Here is a 17,510-nt window from a genome sequence, read left to right on the forward strand (position 1 = left end):
GTTCGCTGACGCATGCGCGCCGAACGGCGCGAGGGGACTTCTTGGCGCGCACCGCTCTTTCGTTTTTCCCCGGTGCCGGCCCGATACCGACGGGTCGCAGGTCCCAAGGAAGGGCCGGGGCTTTTATGCTGTGGCCATGACGCCCCCACCCGACCGTCCCGACGACGACGACAGCGACGACGCGGCCCTGTTCCGTGCCGCGATCGGCGAGGTCCGCCGCCTGCCCGACGCGCCGCTGCCGCCGACCTCGCCGAAGCCGCGCCCGCGCGCGCGCATGGCCGAACGCGACGAGGCCGAGGCCCGCGACGAGTTCCGCCACGCCCTGGAAGAAAACCTGCTCGAAGCCGGCGATGCGCTGAGTTATCGCCGCGACGAGCTGCCGCCGCGGGTGTTCGCGCGGCTGAAACGCGGCGAAATCTCGGCCCAGGAGGAATTGGACCTGCACGGCAGCCCGGTGCGCGAGGCCGAGGCGCTGCTGCGCGCCTTCCTCAACGACGCCCGCGAACACGGCGTCGGGTGCGTGCGGGTCATCCACGGCAAAGGCCGCGGCGGCGGCAACGACTTCGTCGACAGCCGCGGCCTGCCCGTGCTCAAGAACCTGGTCGACCGGATGCTGCGCCAACGCGCCGACACCCTGGCCTTCCACTCCGCACCGCCCGCGCAGGGCGGCACCGGAGCGGTGCTGGTACTGCTGGCGCCGCGCAAACGGCGCTGAACCCCGCCTCGGAGCTTCGAACCCGGCCTTCGGGGCGGACCCGTCGGCGGTGTCACTCTTCCTGATGCCCGCCCATCGTGCGGCGGTCCGGCGGATTGACCCAGACCACTTCGATGCCGCGGCGCTTGGCGAGGCGCTCGACCGCGGAGACGTAATAATCGTCGCGCGACATGCCCGCGACGGCGTGTTTGGAAACCGACGGCTCGGTATAGCTGCTCTTGGTCTGGGTCCCGGCGCACGCCGCCAGGCCCAGCACCGACAACGACAGGACGGCAATACGCAACGTAGCGTTCATGACCCGACTCCCTGACGCGGTGGAGTCCGGCGGCGGCTTGGCGCGACCGAACGGCAACCGGCACCTGCCGGCTGTCACCTTCGGCTTATACGCCGGCCGGAATCGTGAACCAGTGCCACCGCACGGCACCCGACGAACGGTCGCATTCGACGGCCGAAAGCGGCGAAAACGCAGGCGAGTTCGTTATCCCGGGCTAGCCGCCGCCTGCGCTCGCGGCGATTGCGCGAGCACGGATTTCGCATTGGCGGATGAGCCGAGCGCCCATCTCGCGAGCGCCCTCCCTTGAGCCCCGATTCGGCAAGCCCCGATTCGCCAAGCCCTGGTTCGCCAAGCTCCGATTCGGCAAGCCCGGCTCAGGCCGCGCCGGAACGGATCTCGCCGAGCTCGGCCAGGACCACGGTCGCGTAGGCGCCGGCCGGCAAGGCGAAAGACACTTCCAAGGCACCGTCGTCGAGCCAGCACCAGGCCAGGCCATCCGGGCGCAGACGCAGCGCACGGCGCTCCTGATCGAGCCCGGCCGCTTCCAGGCCCGCGCGCAGGGCCAGCGCCTGCTCGCCGTCGAGCGCGGCCAGCTCCAACGCCCGCACCTCGTCGGTGCTGCGCAGTTCGCCGCGCCCCCACAACGGCCCGCTCGGATGGATATCGAAAGCGGCCAGGCGTTGCGCGAGCGTTTCGCTCCAGGGTTCGGGGCCGAACACGCTGCGGCTGCCGGCCAGGGCCCAGACCTCGCCGGCGAGCGACGCGCCGGCGCGCAAACCGTCCCAACTGCCGTCGGCCACGCGCACCGCGAGGGCGCGATTGAACAGCTCCGAGCGCGCCGCCGACAGCAACAGGCTGCGTTGCTCGCGGCGCACCCGGCGCCCTGCGAACATCGCCAGGGCGTTGACGACGTTGTCGCCGTCGCGGCCGAAGCGCTGTTCGCCGAAATAGTTCGGTACGCCGCGTGCGGCGATGTGGGCCAAGCGCGCGTCGATCGCCTCGCGCTCGCCTTCGATCTCGCGCAGGGTCAACACGAAGCGGTTGCCGGCCAAGGCGCCGCGCGGCAGTTTCTTCGCATGCCATTGGCTGTCGAGCACGCGCAGCTCGTCGTCCTGCAGGCCGGCCAGGTCCGGCGCGATGCGCTTGGGCAGGTGCACGCTGAAGCGCTGCACGGTGACCGCATGACGATCCTTGAGCCCGGCATAGCCGATCCCGACCTCGCCGATGCCGGCCCAGGCGGCGATGCGCTTGGCCGCGAAGGCAGTGTTCATGCCGCGCTTTTCCACCGTCAGCAGCAAGTGCTCGCCGCTGCCGCTGGCGGCGAAACCGGGCAGTTCCTCGACCCGGAAATCCTCCGACGAGGTGCGGATGCGCGCACTGAGCACGGCCGCACCGTGGGCGCGAGCGAGCGCGGCGTCCTGCGCAGCACCGACCGGCGCCATGCCGTCCTGCGAATCCTCGCTCATGCCGACACCAGCAGGCACACCGCCATCGCCGCAATGCCTTCGCGGCGGCCGGTGAAACCGAGTTGTTCGCTGGTGGTGGCCTTGACGCTGATCGCATCGAGCTCGACACCGAGATCGGCGGCCAGCGTCTCGCGCATCGCCTGCGCGTGCGGGCCGACCTTGGGCCGTTCGCAAACCACAGTAACGTCGGCATTGCCGAGCTTGTAACCGCGTTCGGCGATCAGCACCTGGCAATGGCGCAGGAACTGGCGGCTGTCGGCATCGCGCCAACGCTCGTCGCTGGGCGGGAAATGCTGGCCGATGTCGCCGAGCGCGAGCGCGCCGAGCAGCGCATCGCACAGCGCGTGAATGACCACGTCGCCGTCGGAATGCGCGACCACGCCGCGGTCGTGCGGCACCCGCACGCCGCCGAGCATGATGTGGTCGCCGTCGCCGAATGCGTGGACGTCGTAGCCTTGGCCGATTCTCATGGGGTCTTTACTCGAATGATGAAGAGATCGCGCTCACGCAGCCTGCGCCGAGCGACGATGTAGAAACAGGCCCAGCCCGGACAGCGCCAGCGAAACCGCGAAATGCAGCCACGATGCGCCCGGGCCGGGCGGCATCGCGAAAGGATGGGCATCATCGGCCATCTGCGCGCCGATGGGGTCGATCAAGGTCAGGACCGAAATCATCGCACCGAGCCCTCCCAGCAGCGACAAGACCATAGCCGACGCCCGCATCAGCATTTGCCGGAGGCGGTCTGGCGCTTTCATGACCGCCCTCGGTTCAAGCCTTGCCCAGCAAATATTCCGCCAACGCCAGATCCGCCGGCGTGGTCACCTTGAGATTGTCCTCGCGGCCTTCGACCAGGTGCGGTTTCGCGCCCATGCGCTCCATCGCCGAGGCCTCGTCGGTGACGATCACGCCGGCCTGCGCCGCCGCATCCAGTGCCGCGGTCAAGGCACCGCGACGGAACGCCTGCGGCGTGAATGCGCGCCACAGGCCGTCGCGCGGCTCGGTGGCGGCGATACGGCCGTCGGCGGCGCGCTTCAAGGTGTCGCGCAAGGGCGCGCCGAGAATCGCGCCGTCCGCGCAGGTTTCGGCCGCTGCGATCAGCAGATCGATATCGCCGCGGCGCAGGTTCGGCCGGGCCGCATCGTGCACGAGCACCAAGGCCTCGTCGCCGACCTCGTCGGGCAGCGCGCGCAAGGCCGCCAACACCGAATCGGCGCGCTCGCCGCCGCCCACGCAACGCAGCACCGGCTTGTCCTGCAATCGGCTCCAACCCGGCCACAACGTATCGCCGGGCGACAGCGCGACCATCGCCCCGGCCACGCGCGGATGCGCAAGCAAGGCGTTCAGGGCGTGCTCGATCAGCGGCTTGCCGGCCGCATGCAGATATTGTTTCGGCGTCGGCCCGCCGAAGCGCTGGCCGCGGCCGGCAGCGGGAATCACGGCCCAGATCATGTCTCGTATCCCTTGCAAAAACCGCAGCCCGAATGCGTCGCCGCGTTCACCGCTTCAATGCGCCGGCTGTTCGCGTACCGGTGCCGGAGCCGGTTCGGGCGCCGGCGGCGGCAGTTCGCTGGGCGGTTCGTCGACCTGCTCTTCCAGGCTCGATTCCTCCGGCGCGGCCTGCTCGCCCGGCACGGCGCCGTTCTGCACCGCGCTGACCGCCGCGGCCGCATTCGCACCCGGCGCCTGCGGCTTGGCTTCGACCACGCGATAGAACGTCTCGCCCGGCTTGATCATGCCCAGCTCGCTGCGCGCGCGCTCCTCGACCGCTGCCTCGCCCGACTTGAGGTCTTCGACCTCGGCGGCGAGCGCGTCGTTGCGTTGCTGCAGCCCCTGGTTCTCGCGGGTCTGGCCGTCGACCTGGGCCTGCAGCGCGGCGACGCTGCCGCCGCTGCCGCCGCCGGCCCACCACAACCGATACTGCAAAAACGCGAGCAGCGCCAACAACGCCAATACCAGCACGCTCAGCCAGCGCTTGCCCGTGTTCTCGACCATCGCGACTCAGCCGCGCTCAGCGACGCAGCGACACGAACGCATCGCGTCCGGCGTACTTCGCCGCGGCACCGAGCTGCTCTTCGATGCGCAGCAACTGGTTGTACTTGGCCACGCGGTCGCTGCGGCACAGCGAGCCGGTCTTGATCTGGGTCGCGGTGGTCGCCACCGAGATGTCGGCGATGGTGGTGTCCTCGGTTTCGCCCGAACGGTGCGAGACCACGGCCGCGTACTTGGCCGCGTCGGCCATCGCGATCGCTTCCAGGGTCTCGGTCAGGGTGCCGATCTGGTTGACCTTGATCAGGATCGAGTTGGCCACGCCCTTGTCGATGCCTTCCTTGAAGATCTTCGGGTTGGTCACGAACAGATCGTCGCCGACCAGTTGCACCTTGTTGCCGATCTTGTCGGTCAGCAGCTTCCAGCCGGCCCAATCGTCCTCGGCCATGCCGTCTTCGATGGTCACGATGGGGTACTGCGCGGCCCAGCCGGCGAGGAAATCGACGAACTGCTCGCTGGTCAGGCGCTTGCCTTCGCCGACGAGGTGGTACTTGCCGTTGTCGTAGAACTCGGTGGAAGCCACGTCCAGACCCAGCAGGATGTCTTCGCCGGCCTTGTAGCCAGCCTTGCCGATCGCTTCGAGGATGGTTTCCAGCGCTTCCTCGTTGCTGCGCAAGTCGGGGGCGAAACCGCCCTCGTCGCCGACCGCGGTGCTGAGGCCGCGGCCCTTGAGCACCGACTTCAGCGCATGGAACACCTCGGCGCCGGCGCGCAGCGCCTCGGCGAAGGTCGGCACGCCCACCGGCAGGATCATGAATTCCTGCAGATCGACGTTGTTATCGGCATGGGCGCCGCCGTTGATGATGTTCATCATCGGCACCGGCAGCACCGCGGCGCGATCGCCGGCGAGGTGCTTCCACAGCGGCAGTTTGCGCGAGGCGGCGACCGCATGCGCGTTGGCCAGGGAAACGCCGAGCAGCGCGTTCGCGCCCAGGCGGCCTTTGTTCTCGGTGCCGTCCAGGTCGATCATGCGGCGGTCCAGGCCGACCTGGTCGGTCGCATCCAGGCCCTTGAGCGCCTGGGCGATGGTGGTGTTGACGTTCTCGACGGCTTTACGCACGCCCTTGCCGAGGTAACGGGTCTTGTCGCCGTCGCGCAGTTCGACCGCTTCCTTGCTGCCGGTGGATGCGCCGGAGGGGACCATGGCGCGGCCGAAGCTGCCGTCGGCCAGGGTGACCTCGGCTTCCAGGGTCGGGTTGCCTCGGCTGTCGAGGATTTCGCGGGCGTGGATCTGGGTGATCGTGCTCATGTCGGAAGAGTCGGAGTTCAGTGGGAAAGGGGTCGGGACGAACGATAGCCGAGATCGCGGCCGGCCCGGGTGGGCGCCGTCGAAATTGGCGACATTCGGTGGCGGATCGATTCGATGCGGAGGGGCCGCACGGACACGGCGCCGGCAGCGCGGCAGAACCGCTCCGGCCAGCCCGATGTGTGCCTGCCGCAATGCGGGCGGGACGACGGACGTCCCGGCCCAGCGACGGCCGCGCTGCGGCCGGGTTCGAACCGCAACGCGAACGGCATCAGAAATCTTGTTCCAAAAAGCCGTTCTTCTTGGTGATGCGGTCCAGCTCGACCATGGTCTCGAGCAGCGCGCGCATCTTCGGCAGCGGCACCGCGTTGGGGCCGTCGGACAGGGCTTCTTCGGGGCGCGGGTGGGTTTCCATGAACACGCCGGACACGCCGACCGCGATCGCCGCGCGCGCCAGCACCGGCACGAATTCGCGCTGGCCGCCGGACTTGCCGTCCATGCCGCCGGGCAACTGCACCGAATGGGTCGCGTCGAACACCACCGGGCAACCGGTGTCGCGCATCACCGACAGCGAGCGCATGTCGCTGACCAGGTTGTTGTAGCCGAAGCTCGCGCCGCGTTCGCAGGCCATGATCTGCTGGTTGCCGGTGGCCTGGGCCTTGGCGGTGACGTGCTTCATCTCCCAGGGCGAGAGGAACTGGCCCTTCTTGATGTTGACCGGCTTGCCGGCGCGCGCGACTTTCTGGATGAAATCGGTCTGGCGGCACAGGAAAGCCGGGGTCTGCAGCACGTCGACGACCGAGGCGACCTCGTCCATCGGCGTGTATTCGTGCACGTCGGTCAGCACCGGCACGCCGATCTGGCGCTTGACCTCGGCCAGGACCTTGAGCCCCTCCTCCATGCCCGGCCCGCGGAAGCTCGTCGCCGAGGTGCGGTTGGCCTTGTCGAAGCTCGACTTGAAGATGAAGGGAATGCCGAGCGAGGACGTGATTTCCTTGAGCTGGCCGGCGACGTCGAGCTGCAATTGCATCGACTCGATCACGCAGGGGCCGGCGATCAGGAAGAAAGGCTGGTCGAGACCGACATCAAAGCCGCAAAGTTTCATCGCTTGCTTCCTGAATTCATGAGTACGAAGGAATCTTCATCAATGGTTGCCGCGGACGTCCCAGGCAAGCCCGGCCTGGGCTTCATGGCCCCGCCCCGCCGGTCCGCCGCGCACGCGCCACACCGAACAGCCACAGCACGATGCCGATCAGGCCTAGCGGTGCGCCTATGAACGCCGTGATCGCGAAAACCATCGCGCCCAACAGGCCGAGCCCGTCGCTGCTCTCGCCAAGGATCGCCCGATACGTCACCAGCCCGGTGCCCATCACCGCCACCGCCAGCCACATCAACCAGCGGCCGGTACCGCGAAAATCGTTGCGTGCAGGCCGGCCGACGCTCGCCCGCGCTTGCGCGCCCGGGTCCGGGTCGGCCGGAGCCGGATTCAACCGGCGACCTCGCGCAGCAGCTTGCCGCCGGCCTTGGCCTCGCGCGCGGCGCGCACGAAACCGATGAACAACGGATGGCCGTCGCGCGGCGTCGACAGGAATTCCGGGTGCGCCTGGCAAGCCAGGTACCAGGGGTGCTCGCTGCGCGGCAGTTCCACCATCTCGACCAGCAGGTCGTCCATCGACTTGGCCGAGATCACCAGGCCGGCGTCCTCGAGCTGGCTGCGATAGCGGTTGTTGAATTCGTAGCGGTGGCGGTGACGCTCGCCGACCACGTCCTTGCCGTACAGCTCGCGCGCCAGGGTGCCCGGCTTGATCCGCTGGTCCTGCAGGCCCAGGCGCATGGTGCCGCCGAGGTCGCTGTTCTCGCTGCGGCGTTCGACTTCGCCGGTGGCGGTGCGCCACTCGGTGATCAGGCCGATCACCGGATGCGGGCTGTTCTTGTCGTTCTCGGTGCTGTTGGCGTTGTCCAGGCCGGCGACATGGCGCGCATAGTCGACCACCGCCGCCTGCATGCCGTAGCAGATGCCGAAGTACGGGATCTTCTGCTCGCGCGCGTAGTTCGCGGTCGCGACCTTGCCTTCGAAGCCGCGATCGCCGAAGCCGCCCGGCACCAGGATGCCGTCGACGCCCTTCAGCGATTCCACGCCGTCGCGCTCGATCTCGCTGGATTCCAGCCACTTCAGCTTGACCTTGGTGCGCTGGCGCAGGCCGCCGTGCTTGAGCGCTTCCGACAGCGACTTGTAGGCGTCCTGGTGGTCGATGTACTTACCGACCACGGCGATGCTGACCTCATCGACCGGATGCTCGGTGGCATCGACCACTTCGTTCCATTCGCTCAGCTCGGCCGGACCGGCCTGGATGCGCAGGCGGTCGAGGACGATCGCGTCCAGGCCCTGCTCGTGGAACCACTGCGGCAGCTTGTAGATGTTGTCGAGGTCGACCGCCGAGATGACGGCCTTTTCCGGCACGTTGGTGAACAAAGCGATCTTGCGGCGGTCGCTGTCGGGCAGCGGCTGTTCGCTGCGGCACAGCAGCACGTCGGGTTGGATACCGATCGAACGCAGTTCCTTGACCGAGTGCTGGGTGGGCTTGGTCTTCAGTTCGCCGGCGGCGGCGATGAACGGCACCAGGGTCAGGTGCATGAACAGCGCGTGCTCGGGGCCGCGCTCGGTGCGCAACTGGCGGATCGCTTCGAGGAACGGCAGCGACTCGATGTCGCCGACCGTGCCGCCGACCTCGACCAGGGCGACGTCGAAGCCTTCGGTGGCCTCGACGATGCAGCGCTTGATCTCGTCGGTGATGTGCGGGATGACCTGGACGGTGCCGCCGAGGTAATCGCCGCGGCGTTCCTTGCGGATCACGTTCTCGTAGATCCGGCCGGTGGTGATCGAATTCTTGCGGCTCAGGCGCGTGCGCAGGTAGCGCTCGTAGTGGCCGAGGTCGAGGTCGGTCTCGGCACCGTCGTCGGTGACGTAGACCTCGCCGTGCTGAAACGGGCTCATCGTGCCCGGATCGACGTTGATGTAGGGGTCGAGCTTCATCATCGTCACGCGCAGCCCGCGCGCTTCGAGGATGGCCGCCAACGAGGCTGCCGCGATGCCCTTACCCAAGGAGGACACCACGCCGCCGGTGACGAAAATCAGGGGAGTCATGGATTTTGCTGCCGCTGGAAAGCCGCAGTTTACAGGCTGACGGCTTGGCCCGCGACTGCTTGACAGCCGGCGGCATCCACCCTCTGGCACAAAAAGCCTTGCCGGACGGGGTCTTACACGAACTGAGCAGGCAAAATCGGGGGACTGACGGCCTTACGGATTCTACGGGGCCCGGCGGGTCAGGCGGACGCTGCGCAGCTTTCGGTGCATAGGAAGGAAGCCGATCCACAAACCCGCTATCAGCACCGAAGACGCCGTGATCAGACCCAGCGCAAACCCCGGGAACATCATCAGCCACGGCATCCCGATACAGTCGCCAGTGCCGAACATGACCTTCCCCAAAACGAGCATACCGACATACGTCGCGCAAACCGGAGCGCCCCAGGCGAATACAGCCATCCAAGCCATACGCCAGACGTCGCGGGCGCACGGAACTCGCCAGAGCGCGAGCGCCAAGACGGCGGCCACGAACAAGAAAAGCCAGGGATTCATAGCTACATAATTCGCCGCTTCTGCGGCAACTGCCGCTATCTCGGCCGGATTACCGCAAGCAGAACTCAAACTACCATCTCCGTTATTCGCTCCAGCGGAAACAGGGTCCGACGCGCCCCGCCTAAGCGCTATTTCAACACGGCCCCTTGCTCAATCAGCAGCTCGCGCAGGATCGAACGGTGGCAGCGCGCCTCGTCCTCGCAATAGCAGCCGACCGAGAAATCGCTGTGGCGGGACAGGGTCGCCAGCAGTTGCAGGGCGTGGCCGGCGTCCGGCATCGCCATCTCGGCGCGGTACTTGCGCACGAACGCCTGCCATTGCGCCGGCGTCTGCGCCGTCTGGCCGAGCTTGAGGGTGTCCGCGCTCGGCGCCAGGTTCGGGAACCAGACGTCGTACCAGTCCTGGGTCGCGAATTCGCTCTTCGGCACCCCGCGCGGCGGACGCCGCACGGTGCCGATGCGGGTGCCCTCGCCCTTCAGGCGCGGGCTGCCGAGTCTCACGATGCGTACCGCCATGACGGTCTCCTGACTGAGCGCGCTTCGATGCTACCGGCTTCGCCAACGAAAACGCCCCGGCGAGCCGGGGCGTTTCGTGGAAAGTTCGGCGGCATGCCGCGACCGGGATTAGGCGACCGGGATTACTTGTCGCCTTCCTCTTCCGGCTCGACGCCGCGGTCGCCGGACTGCTTCTTGTCGGCTTTGGCCTTCTTCTGGGCCTCGGCCTTCTTCGCATCCTCGGCTTTCTTGGCCTCTTCGGCCTTCTTGGCGTCGGCCTGCGGGTCCTGCTGCGCGAAGGCGGCAGGCGCGGCCAGCATGACCAGGGCAGCGGCGATGGCGGCGGGGAGCACGAGCTTGCGGATGTTCATGGTGTGGCCTCCTGACGGAATGGGGACCGGCGCGACGGACTGCGCCGTGTGTCGTGGGCGATGAGCCGTTCGGCGCACCGCTTCCCTGAGCGACGCGGCGGACCCTAACCCCTACCCCCATGCTGGTGGCTGAATCGACCGATATCAACCCGCCCCGGCTCGCCGCCGCGGCGCCCGATCCAGCAGGCCGGGCCGCCGTCTCAGCCGGTCTCGCCAGGCGAGACGCAAGTGGGCCAAGCTTCTTACCCACTCTTCACGTCGTGCGGCTTGACCACCTAGCCCGCCGTCGCCATTCTCGCCGCTCCGAACACCACGGCCACGCCCTTCAGTTAATGAGCAGTCGCTATAACGCCGCCGACATCGAAGTCCTCTCCGGGCTGGACCCCGTCAAACGACGCCCGGGCATGTACACCGACACCACCCGCCCGAACCATCTGGCGCAGGAGGTCATCGACAACGCGGTCGACGAGGCGCTGGCCGGCCACGCCCGCAGCATCGAGGTCACCCTGCACGCCGACGGCAGTTGCGAGGTCTCCGACGACGGTCGCGGCATGCCGGTCGACATCCACCCCGAGGAAGGCATCCCCGGCGTCGAGCTGATCCTCACGCGCCTGCACGCGGGCGGCAAGTTCAGCAACAAGAACTACACCTTCTCCGGCGGCCTGCACGGCGTCGGCGTGAGCGTGGTCAATGCGCTGTCCAAGCTGGTCGAAGTGCACATCAAGCGCGACGGCAACGAATACCGCATGACCTTCCAGAACGGCGATCGCGCCACCCCGCTGGAAGTGGTCAACTCGGTCGGCAAGAAGAACACCGGCACCCGCGTGCGCTTCTGGCCCGACGCGAAGTATTTCGACACGCCCAAGTTCAACCTGCGCTCGATCAAGCACGTGCTGCGCGCCAAGGCGGTGCTGTGCCCGGGCCTCAACGTCAAGCTGTTCGACGAGGCCAGCGGCGAGCGCATCGAGTGGTACTACGAGGACGGCCTGCGCGACTACCTGTCGGGCGAGCTGCGCGAGGGCCAGCCGCAGCGCGAGCTGCTGCCGCCGGAGCTGTTCGTCGGCCAACTCAAGAAAGACACCGAAGTGGTCGACTGGGCGGTGGCCTGGGTGCCCGACGGCGAGCTGGTCCAGGAAAGCTACGTCAACCTGATTCCGACCGCCCAGCACGGCACCCACGTCAACGGCCTGCGCACCGGCTTCACCGACGCGCTGCGCGAGTTCTGCGACTTCCGCAACCTGCTGCCGCGCGGCGTCAAGCTGGCCCCGGAAGACGTCTGGGACAGGGTCGCCTTCGTGCTCAGCATCAAGATGACCGACCCGCAGTTCAGCGGCCAGACCAAGGAGCGCCTGTCCTCGCGCCAGGCCGCCGGCTTCGTCGAGGGCGCCGCCCACGATGCGTTCTCGCTGTGGCTCAACCAACACACCGAGCTCGGCGAGCGTATCGCCCAGTTGGCGATCGAGCGCGCCGCCGCGCGCCTGAAGACCGAAAAGCAAATCACCCGCAAGAAGATCACCCAGGGCCCGGCCCTGCCCGGCAAGCTCGCCGACTGCAGCTCGCAGGATCTCTCGCGCACCGAGCTGTTCCTGGTCGAGGGCGATTCGGCCGGCGGCAGCGCGCGCCAGGCCCGCGACAAGGACTTCCAGGCGATCCTGCCGCTGCGCGGCAAGATCCTCAACACCTGGGAAGTCGCCTCGGGCAGCGTGCTGGGTTCGCAGGAAGTGCACGACCTGGCGGTCGCGATCGGCTGCGACCCGGGCAAGGAAGACATCAGCGGCCTGCGCTACGGCAAGGTGGTCATCCTCGCCGACGCCGACTCCGACGGCCTGCACATCGCCACCCTGCTCAGCGCCCTGTTCCTGCGCCACTTCCCGGCGTTGGTCGCGAGCGGCCACATCTTCGTGGCGATGCCGCCGCTGTTCCGCGTCGACGTGGGCAAGACCGTGTTCTACGCGTTGGACGAGGAGGAAAAACGCATCCTCCTGGAAAAGATCGAACGCGAAAAAGGCGACCGCAAGAAGGGCCTCAGCGGCGCGATCAACGTCACCCGCTTCAAGGGCCTGGGCGAGATGAACGCCTCGCAGCTGCGCGAGTCGACCATCCACCCCGACACCCGCCGCCTGGTCCAGCTGACCATCGACGACAACGCCCAGACCCATTCGCTGATGGACATGCTGCTGGCCAAGAAGCGCGCCAGCGACCGCAAGTCCTGGCTGGAAACCAAGGGCGACCTGGCGACGCTGGAAGTCTGAGCCTCGCCTTCCGCCGCGCGTCAGTAACGAAACGCCGCCTCGTGCGGCGTTTCTTTTCAAGGAATGCCCGCCGCCTCGTGCGGCGTTTCTTTTTAGCGCACCGGCGGCTTGCCGCAAAGCCGGTCGGTTGGACGTTTTTCGCCCGAGACTGCGTTCGTCTCAAGAAGTCCCACCCGCCCGCGGCCCGTTTCTTTTTCGCAACAAGCGCCTTGCGGCGTTTCTCTCCGGCATCACGCCGTCATACCGCGGCTTGCGGCAATTTGGATGCATCGATGGGCAAGGAGATCGAAATGGAAGGATGCCCCGACCATCACCGGCCCGCCCGCGGCGGGCGCCTTGCGGAGGGACCGCGCCATGGCCGTTGAACGCATCGAAGGCGCCTTGAACGAGCGCGATGCCGATGCCTACGCCGAAGCGCTGGCCGAAGCCTTTCCCGACGCCGGCGTCGAGTACGCGCGGCCGCGTTTGTTCGGCGTACTGGCCTGGCTCGCCCTGTTGCTGGGCCCGGTGCTGGCCTGGCTGTTCGTGTTCGGCCTGACCCCGGACGACAAATGCGGCACCTGGAGCCTGCACTGCACCGGCCGCGCGATCCTGTTCACCGCGGCGAGCTGGCTGTTCGGCAGCCTGCTCGCGATCGTCGCCCTGTTCCGGCATGAGCGCCACAGCATCGCGGTGCCGGCGCTGGTGTTGAACCTGATCCCCCTGCTCGGCCTGGTCGCGGCCTGCGTGGTGATCGTGCAGCGCTCGGGTTAAGCCGTCGCGATCGCTTTCCGGCGCCGACGCCCGCGGTTTCAGGCCAAGGCCGCCAACGCCGCCTTGAGCGGTTTGGCGAACGCCGCCGGCCGGCAACGCGTCAATCGCACCGCCGGCGTTTCGTGCCAACGCGCGCAATCGTCGATCGCGCGGGCGATGTCCGCAGCAAGGGCTTCGTCGGCGACGACGCCCTCTTCCAGATACAAGGCCCTGACCTCGAACTCGCCGTGGGCGCGATGCGCTTTCGCGTCCAGGCGCCCGACCAGGCGGCCACGCACCAGGATCGGCAGGACGAAATAACCGTAGCGGCGTTTCGGCTCGGGCGTGTAGCACTCCAGGGTGTAGTCGAAACCGAACAGTTCGCTGGCGCGTTCGCGATCCCAGACCACCGGGTCGAACGGCGACAGCAGGGTCGAATGGGTCGCACGCAAGCGCCCGCCTGCGGCCAGCGCAAGCGAATCGGCATGATCGCGATGGACATAGCCCGGCGACTCCCAGCCCTTGACCTCGACCCGCAACAAGTCGCCGGCCTCGACCAACTCGGCCAAGTCGGCATCGCGCAGGCGCGGACGCAAGCGGTAGTAATCGGCGATCCAGCGCGCCTGGGCGATGCCGAGCGCGCGCACCGACTTGAGGATGGTGTCGCGCCGCACCGTCGCGGCCTCGATCGGCGTGCTGTCCCAACCCGGCACGGCCACGCCGGCGACGCGTTCGGCCAGGTCGTAGACGCGATGGAAATTGTCGCGCCGCGCGACCATCAGCTCGCCGAGGGCGAAGCCGGCTTCGAGCCAGCGTTTCTCGTCTTTCCAGCCCCACCAACCGCCGCCGGCGGAGCCCGCTTCGCGTTCGAAGTCCGAAGACTTGACCGCGCCGAGCTCGCGGATGTGCCCGAGCAGGCGATCGATCTTGGCGCCGCTGCTCTGGCGATGACGCTGGGCACTGCGGATCGCCCAGTGATGCGCGCGTTGCGACAAGGCGTTGCGATGCAGCAGGTAGTCGCTCATCGGCGCGAAGCAGGCTTCGTGGGCCCAGACTTCGAAGATCTCGCGCTCGGCCAACAACTCTTCCAGCCAGCGCGCGCGATAACCGCCCACGCGCGAAAACAACACCAGGTAGGGGCTGCGCGCGACCACGTGGATGGTGTCGATCTGCAGCAACTGCATGCGCGCGATCGCCGCAAGCAGATCGGGCCGGCGCGCGCGCCGGCGCGGCCGGGCCAGCAGGCCTTGCGCGGCCAGATGCAAGGCGCGCGCCTGACCCACGGTCAGCCGTGGCGCCACGGGCGCTTCGGTCATGCGTCGTCCGCTGCCAGGGTCGCGCGCAGCAAGGCCTCGATCACGACCTGCAGACGCACCGCCTTGCTTTCGTCGTAGGCGAAGCTGATCTCGTCCATGTAGTTGCGCTGGCTGATCTCCAACTGCACCGCCTGCACGCCGATCTCCGGATCGCCGTAGTGGCGGGTGATGTAGCCGCCCTTGAAGCGGCCGTTGGCGACCCACTCGTAGTCGCTCTGCGCGCCCAGGATGCGTTCGAGGCGGGCCTGCAACTCCGGCAGGCAGCTCTTGCCGGCGGCGGTGCCGAGGTTGAGGTCCGGCAAACGCCCCTCGAACAGGAACGGCACTTCGCCGCGGATCGAATGGCCCTCCCACAACACCGCACGGCCGTGCTCGCCGCGGATGCGGTCGAGCTCGCCGACCAGGGTGTCGTGATACGGGCGCCAGTACAGTTCGACGCGCTCGGCGACGTCCTCCGGGGTCGGCGCCTGGCCGTCGAGATAGACCGCTTCGCCGCTGAACTGCACCGCCGGACACAGACCGGTAGTGTTCTGCCCGGGGTACAGCGAGGTGTCGTCGGGCGGGCGATTCAGGTCGACCACATAGCGCGAATAGCTCGGCACGATGATCGAGGCGCCGAACGCGCGGGCGAGCGCGTACAGGCGCGACACGTGCCAGTCGGTGTCCGGCGCGCGCCGCGCCGATTCGACCATGCGCGCGGCCAGCGCGTCGGGGATCAGCGCGCCGTCGTGCGGCAGGCTGATCAGCAACGGCGCGGTGCCGCGGTGCAGTCGGTAGACGGGTTCGGTCGGGTGCGGCGTCATGCGTTCGGGCTCAATCGGCGCCGGGCTTCAGCTGCCGGCGGAAGAACTCCATGGTACTGCGATGGACCTGAAGCCAGGTCGCGTGGCGCAGGAAGAAATGGTCCTCGTCGGGCAGGACCAGGGTCTCGACCGGCACGCCGCGCGCGCGCAGGCGCTCGACCAGGTCGACGCTCTGGGCGAACTTCACCGCGCGGTCGTCATCGCCGTGGACGAACAGCACCGGCGAACGCCAGTTGTCGACATGCGCCATCGGCGAGGATTGCCAGGCCAGCTCCAGCTCGTCCGGCCCCAGCCCCCACAGGCCGCTGTTGTCGCCGCCCTTGGCGCTCTCGCGCCAATCGTGGACGCCGTGGCGATCGAGCCCGGCCGCGAACAGATCCGAGTTGCGCGCCAGGGCCGAGGCGGTCAGGAAGCCGCCGTAGGAACCGCCGTAGATGCCGATCCGGCGCGCATCGACGTCGTCGCGCTTAGCCAGGTAGGCGTGCGCGGCCAGCACGTCCTGATACTCGCTGAAGCCGCGCGGTCCCTGTTTCTCGGCGCGGCGGAAGGCTTGCCCGTAGTTGGTGCCGGCACGGAAATTCAAGGCCAGCACCACGAAGCCCTGGCTCGCCAGCCACTGATTGCTGGCGTAGTCGGCGTAGTAATAGCTGCCGTAATGCCAGCCCGGCAGCATCTGCCGGACCGGGCCGCCGTGCACGTAGACCAGCGCCGGGCGCTTGCCTTTGAACGAGGCCGGCGGCTCGAACACGGTGGCGTGCGAGACCACGCCGTCGCTGGCGCGCAGGCTCAGCGTCTTGGGCTCGACCAGGCGCTCGATCGGAAAGCGCGCCGGCAACTGCGCCGGGAAGATCCGCCGCAGTTCGCCGCCGTTGCGCGGCATCACCGCGATCGCGCTCGGCCGGCGCGCATCGGCATGACGGAAGGCCAACCACTGCCCGCCAGCGACCGCGACCGGCTCGGTCGCGATCTCGTGTTTGCCGGTCAGCAGTTTCTGCGCCGCGCCTTTGGCGTCGACCGCGAACATCTGCCGGTAATCGAGTTCGGCGCAGTTGCCGCTGAAGAAGAAGCTGCCGTCCTCGGCCAGTACGCTGGTTTCGGCCTCGCATTCGCCGCGGCTCAGTGCGGCCGGCTCGCCGCCGTCGGGCGACAGCGCATACCAATGCAGCCAGCCGCTCTGTTCGGAGCTGAACACCAGGCGGTTGTCGCGGCTCCACTGCAGCGGGTCGGGCTCGGCGAACTGGGCGTAACCGCCGGCGTGATCGTTGGAATGGAACACGCGCTTGGCCTGGCCGCTGGCGGCGTCGGCGACCCAGATCTCGAAAGGATTGGCGCGGGTCAGGTCGAACTGCTCGCCGTTGCGCGCCGCGGCCATGCGCAGGAAGGCGATGCGGCGGCCGTCCGGCGACCAGGCCGGGTTGCTGTCGCGATTGAAGTCCGCGCCCATCCAACGCACCGTGCGCGCGGCCAGGTCGAGCACGCCGATGAAGCTGTGGTCGCCGCGGTCGCTGCTGAAACTCAGCAACTTGCCGTCCGGCGAGAATGCGGCCGCGCTGTTGCTGCCGCGGGTCTTGATCAGGGTTTCCTTGCACCACTCCGGCGCTTTACCCCCGGGCACCGCGTAACAGCCGAGCATGCGCCCCTGCACCAGCAGCGCGTCGCCCTGCGGCGCGAACTGCATGCCGCGGCCGGCAGCAATGCGTTGCGGCTTGCCCGAACCGTCGCTGGCGATCACCCATACCGCCTGCTCCTGGCCATCGGGATCGCTGGTCGGATTGCTGTTGTTGCCGGCGGCGTCCGGCCCGCTGCCGCGCACATAGGCGAGCCAGCGGCCGTCGCGGCTGAGCTGCAAGGGGCCGATGGCCTGGCCGTCGTCTTCGTCGTAGGCGGTGAGCTTCTGCGGTGCGAAACCGGGGGCGCGCGCCGTCCATACGTTGCGCACGCCTTGGTCGTTCGACACCCAGGCCAGCACCGGCGCGTCGCTGGCGCCGATCATCTGGTCGGGCCGCGGCACGCTGAGCAGGTCGGCGATGTCCATCGCCGGTGGCGCAGGAGCGGCCACCGCCGCAGTAATCGTGCCCCACGAGAGCGCAACGCCGATCGCGCCGGCCTTGATCCAATAACGTCCCTTGCCCTGATTCATCGCTGCCCCTGCTCGGAT

At 68.1% G+C, this 17,510-nt stretch carries 18 protein-coding genes and 1 pseudogene; 3 read left to right on the forward strand and 16 right to left on the reverse strand.

Annotated features, from left to right (window positions below; all coding sequences use genetic code 11):
- The first annotated feature begins 136 nt into the window (after positions 1-136).
- Positions 137-715, forward strand: a complete 579-nt coding sequence (locus GLA29479_RS03760) for a Smr/MutS family protein (protein ID WP_057918758.1) — start codon at positions 137-139, stop codon at positions 713-715.
- Between the two features lie 52 nt (positions 716-767).
- On the opposite strand, the gene GLA29479_RS03765 is transcribed toward GLA29479_RS03760, so the two are convergent.
- The 13 genes and pseudogenes from GLA29479_RS03765 to GLA29479_RS03825 all read right to left on the reverse strand — a co-directional run bounded on the left by GLA29479_RS03765 (position 768) and on the right by GLA29479_RS03825 (position 10,249).
- A complete protein-coding gene (locus GLA29479_RS03765) occupies positions 768-1,010 on the reverse strand; it encodes a hypothetical protein (protein WP_057970822.1) in 243 nt (80 codons plus the stop codon).
- Positions 1,011-1,363: 353 nt separating this feature from the next.
- Complete coding sequence (gene truD / locus GLA29479_RS03770) at positions 1,364-2,455, reverse strand: tRNA pseudouridine(13) synthase TruD (protein ID WP_082638261.1); 1,092 nt, start codon at positions 2,453-2,455, stop codon at positions 1,364-1,366.
- Positions 2,452-2,925, reverse strand: coding sequence for a 2-C-methyl-D-erythritol 2,4-cyclodiphosphate synthase (ispF, locus tag GLA29479_RS03775; protein ID WP_057970823.1), 474 nt, complete (start codon positions 2,923-2,925; stop codon positions 2,452-2,454). Before ispF ends, truD begins: the two co-directional genes overlap by 4 nt.
- A gap of 33 nt (positions 2,926-2,958) precedes the next feature.
- Entirely contained in the window at positions 2,959-3,210 is a 252-nt protein-coding gene (locus tag GLA29479_RS03780; protein WP_144436338.1) for a hypothetical protein, read from the reverse strand.
- 13 nt (positions 3,211-3,223) lie between these two features.
- Positions 3,224-3,913 carry a 2-C-methyl-D-erythritol 4-phosphate cytidylyltransferase gene (ispD, locus tag GLA29479_RS03785; protein ID WP_211265065.1) on the reverse strand — a complete coding sequence of 230 codons (690 nt, stop codon included), beginning with the start codon at positions 3,911-3,913 and terminating at the stop codon, positions 3,224-3,226.
- A gap of 162 nt (positions 3,914-4,075) precedes the next feature.
- Positions 4,076-4,447: pseudogene (ftsB, locus tag GLA29479_RS25690) on the reverse strand (cell division protein FtsB); the annotation flags it as partial.
- A gap of 16 nt (positions 4,448-4,463) precedes the next feature.
- The gene (gene eno, locus GLA29479_RS03795) at positions 4,464-5,750 is read right to left on the reverse strand and encodes a phosphopyruvate hydratase (RefSeq protein ID WP_057970826.1); all 1,287 of its coding nucleotides are present in this window, start codon (positions 5,748-5,750) and stop codon (positions 4,464-4,466) included.
- Positions 5,751-6,018: 268 nt separating this feature from the next.
- On the reverse strand, positions 6,019-6,852 hold the full coding sequence (gene kdsA, locus GLA29479_RS03800; RefSeq protein ID WP_031374364.1) for a 3-deoxy-8-phosphooctulonate synthase: 834 nt from the start codon (positions 6,850-6,852) through the stop codon (positions 6,019-6,021).
- 82 nt (positions 6,853-6,934) lie between these two features.
- Entirely contained in the window at positions 6,935-7,237 is a 303-nt protein-coding gene (locus GLA29479_RS03805; RefSeq protein WP_144436339.1) for a hypothetical protein, read from the reverse strand.
- Complete coding sequence (gene pyrG, locus GLA29479_RS03810) at positions 7,234-8,892, reverse strand: CTP synthase (protein ID WP_057970828.1); 1,659 nt, start codon at positions 8,890-8,892, stop codon at positions 7,234-7,236. The genes GLA29479_RS03805 and pyrG overlap by 4 nt, the downstream gene beginning before the upstream one ends.
- Before the next feature lie 162 nt (positions 8,893-9,054).
- The gene (locus tag GLA29479_RS03815; protein ID WP_057918766.1) at positions 9,055-9,384 is read right to left on the reverse strand and encodes a hypothetical protein; all 330 of its coding nucleotides are present in this window, start codon (positions 9,382-9,384) and stop codon (positions 9,055-9,057) included.
- A gap of 128 nt (positions 9,385-9,512) precedes the next feature.
- On the reverse strand, positions 9,513-9,899 hold the full coding sequence (locus GLA29479_RS03820) for a DUF488 domain-containing protein (protein WP_057970829.1): 387 nt from the start codon (positions 9,897-9,899) through the stop codon (positions 9,513-9,515).
- 122 nt (positions 9,900-10,021) lie between these two features.
- Positions 10,022-10,249: a hypothetical protein gene (locus GLA29479_RS03825; RefSeq protein ID WP_057970830.1), complete on the reverse strand. Its 228-nt coding sequence runs from the start codon at positions 10,247-10,249 to the stop codon at positions 10,022-10,024.
- A gap of 332 nt (positions 10,250-10,581) precedes the next feature.
- On the opposite strand from GLA29479_RS03825, the gene parE reads away from it, so the two are divergent.
- Together parE and GLA29479_RS03835 are read left to right on the forward strand one after the other, a co-directional pair.
- On the forward strand, positions 10,582-12,501 hold the full coding sequence (parE, locus tag GLA29479_RS03830; protein WP_057918768.1) for a DNA topoisomerase IV subunit B: 1,920 nt from the start codon (positions 10,582-10,584) through the stop codon (positions 12,499-12,501).
- A 354-nt stretch (positions 12,502-12,855) separates the two neighbouring features.
- Complete coding sequence (locus GLA29479_RS03835; protein WP_057918769.1) at positions 12,856-13,254, forward strand: hypothetical protein; 399 nt, start codon at positions 12,856-12,858, stop codon at positions 13,252-13,254.
- A 38-nt stretch (positions 13,255-13,292) separates the two neighbouring features.
- Here the strand turns inward: GLA29479_RS03835 and GLA29479_RS03840 are convergent, their stop codons facing one another.
- From GLA29479_RS03840 to GLA29479_RS03850, 3 genes are read right to left on the reverse strand one after another with little or no spacing between them, the layout of a single operon-like run.
- Entirely contained in the window at positions 13,293-14,549 is a 1,257-nt protein-coding gene (locus GLA29479_RS03840) for a winged helix-turn-helix domain-containing protein (RefSeq protein WP_057970831.1), read from the reverse strand.
- Complete coding sequence (gene hutG / locus GLA29479_RS03845; protein WP_057970832.1) at positions 14,546-15,352, reverse strand: N-formylglutamate deformylase; 807 nt, start codon at positions 15,350-15,352, stop codon at positions 14,546-14,548. The genes GLA29479_RS03840 and hutG overlap by 4 nt, the downstream gene beginning before the upstream one ends.
- A gap of 10 nt (positions 15,353-15,362) precedes the next feature.
- The gene (locus tag GLA29479_RS03850; RefSeq protein ID WP_057970833.1) at positions 15,363-17,492 is read right to left on the reverse strand and encodes a S9 family peptidase; all 2,130 of its coding nucleotides are present in this window, start codon (positions 17,490-17,492) and stop codon (positions 15,363-15,365) included.
- Positions 17,493-17,510 lie beyond the last annotated feature (18 nt).

The sequence above is a fragment of the Lysobacter antibioticus genome (assembly GCF_001442535.1).
Lineage (GTDB): Bacteria > Pseudomonadota > Gammaproteobacteria > Xanthomonadales > Xanthomonadaceae > Lysobacter > Lysobacter antibioticus.

Excerpts from the sequence above, each read along its gene's own strand:
- GLA29479_RS03760 (WP_057918758.1), top strand. The coding sequence starts at position 137 with ATGACGCCCCCACCCGACCGTCCCGACGACGACGACAGCGACGACGCG.
- GLA29479_RS03765 (WP_057970822.1), bottom strand. The coding sequence starts at position 1,010 with ATGAACGCTACGTTGCGTATTGCCGTCCTGTCGTTGTCGGTGCTGGGC.
- truD (WP_082638261.1), bottom strand. The coding sequence starts at position 2,455 with ATGAGCGAGGATTCGCAGGACGGCATGGCGCCGGTCGGTGCTGCGCAG.
- ispF (WP_057970823.1), bottom strand. The coding sequence starts at position 2,925 with ATGAGAATCGGCCAAGGCTACGACGTCCACGCATTCGGCGACGGCGAC.
- GLA29479_RS03780 (WP_144436338.1), bottom strand. The coding sequence starts at position 3,210 with ATGAAAGCGCCAGACCGCCTCCGGCAAATGCTGATGCGGGCGTCGGCT.
- eno (WP_057970826.1), bottom strand. The coding sequence starts at position 5,750 with ATGAGCACGATCACCCAGATCCACGCCCGCGAAATCCTCGACAGCCGA.
- kdsA (WP_031374364.1), bottom strand. The coding sequence starts at position 6,852 with ATGAAACTTTGCGGCTTTGATGTCGGTCTCGACCAGCCTTTCTTCCTG.
- pyrG (WP_057970828.1), bottom strand. The coding sequence starts at position 8,892 with ATGACTCCCCTGATTTTCGTCACCGGCGGCGTGGTGTCCTCCTTGGGT.
- GLA29479_RS03815 (WP_057918766.1), bottom strand. The coding sequence starts at position 9,384 with ATGAATCCCTGGCTTTTCTTGTTCGTGGCCGCCGTCTTGGCGCTCGCG.
- GLA29479_RS03820 (WP_057970829.1), bottom strand. The coding sequence starts at position 9,899 with ATGGCGGTACGCATCGTGAGACTCGGCAGCCCGCGCCTGAAGGGCGAG.
- GLA29479_RS03825 (WP_057970830.1), bottom strand. The coding sequence starts at position 10,249 with ATGAACATCCGCAAGCTCGTGCTCCCCGCCGCCATCGCCGCTGCCCTG.
- parE (WP_057918768.1), top strand. The coding sequence starts at position 10,582 with ATGAGCAGTCGCTATAACGCCGCCGACATCGAAGTCCTCTCCGGGCTG.
- GLA29479_RS03835 (WP_057918769.1), top strand. The coding sequence starts at position 12,856 with ATGGCCGTTGAACGCATCGAAGGCGCCTTGAACGAGCGCGATGCCGAT.
- GLA29479_RS03840 (WP_057970831.1), bottom strand. The coding sequence starts at position 14,549 with ATGACCGAAGCGCCCGTGGCGCCACGGCTGACCGTGGGTCAGGCGCGC.
- hutG (WP_057970832.1), bottom strand. The coding sequence starts at position 15,352 with ATGACGCCGCACCCGACCGAACCCGTCTACCGACTGCACCGCGGCACC.
- GLA29479_RS03850 (WP_057970833.1), bottom strand. The coding sequence starts at position 17,492 with ATGAATCAGGGCAAGGGACGTTATTGGATCAAGGCCGGCGCGATCGGC.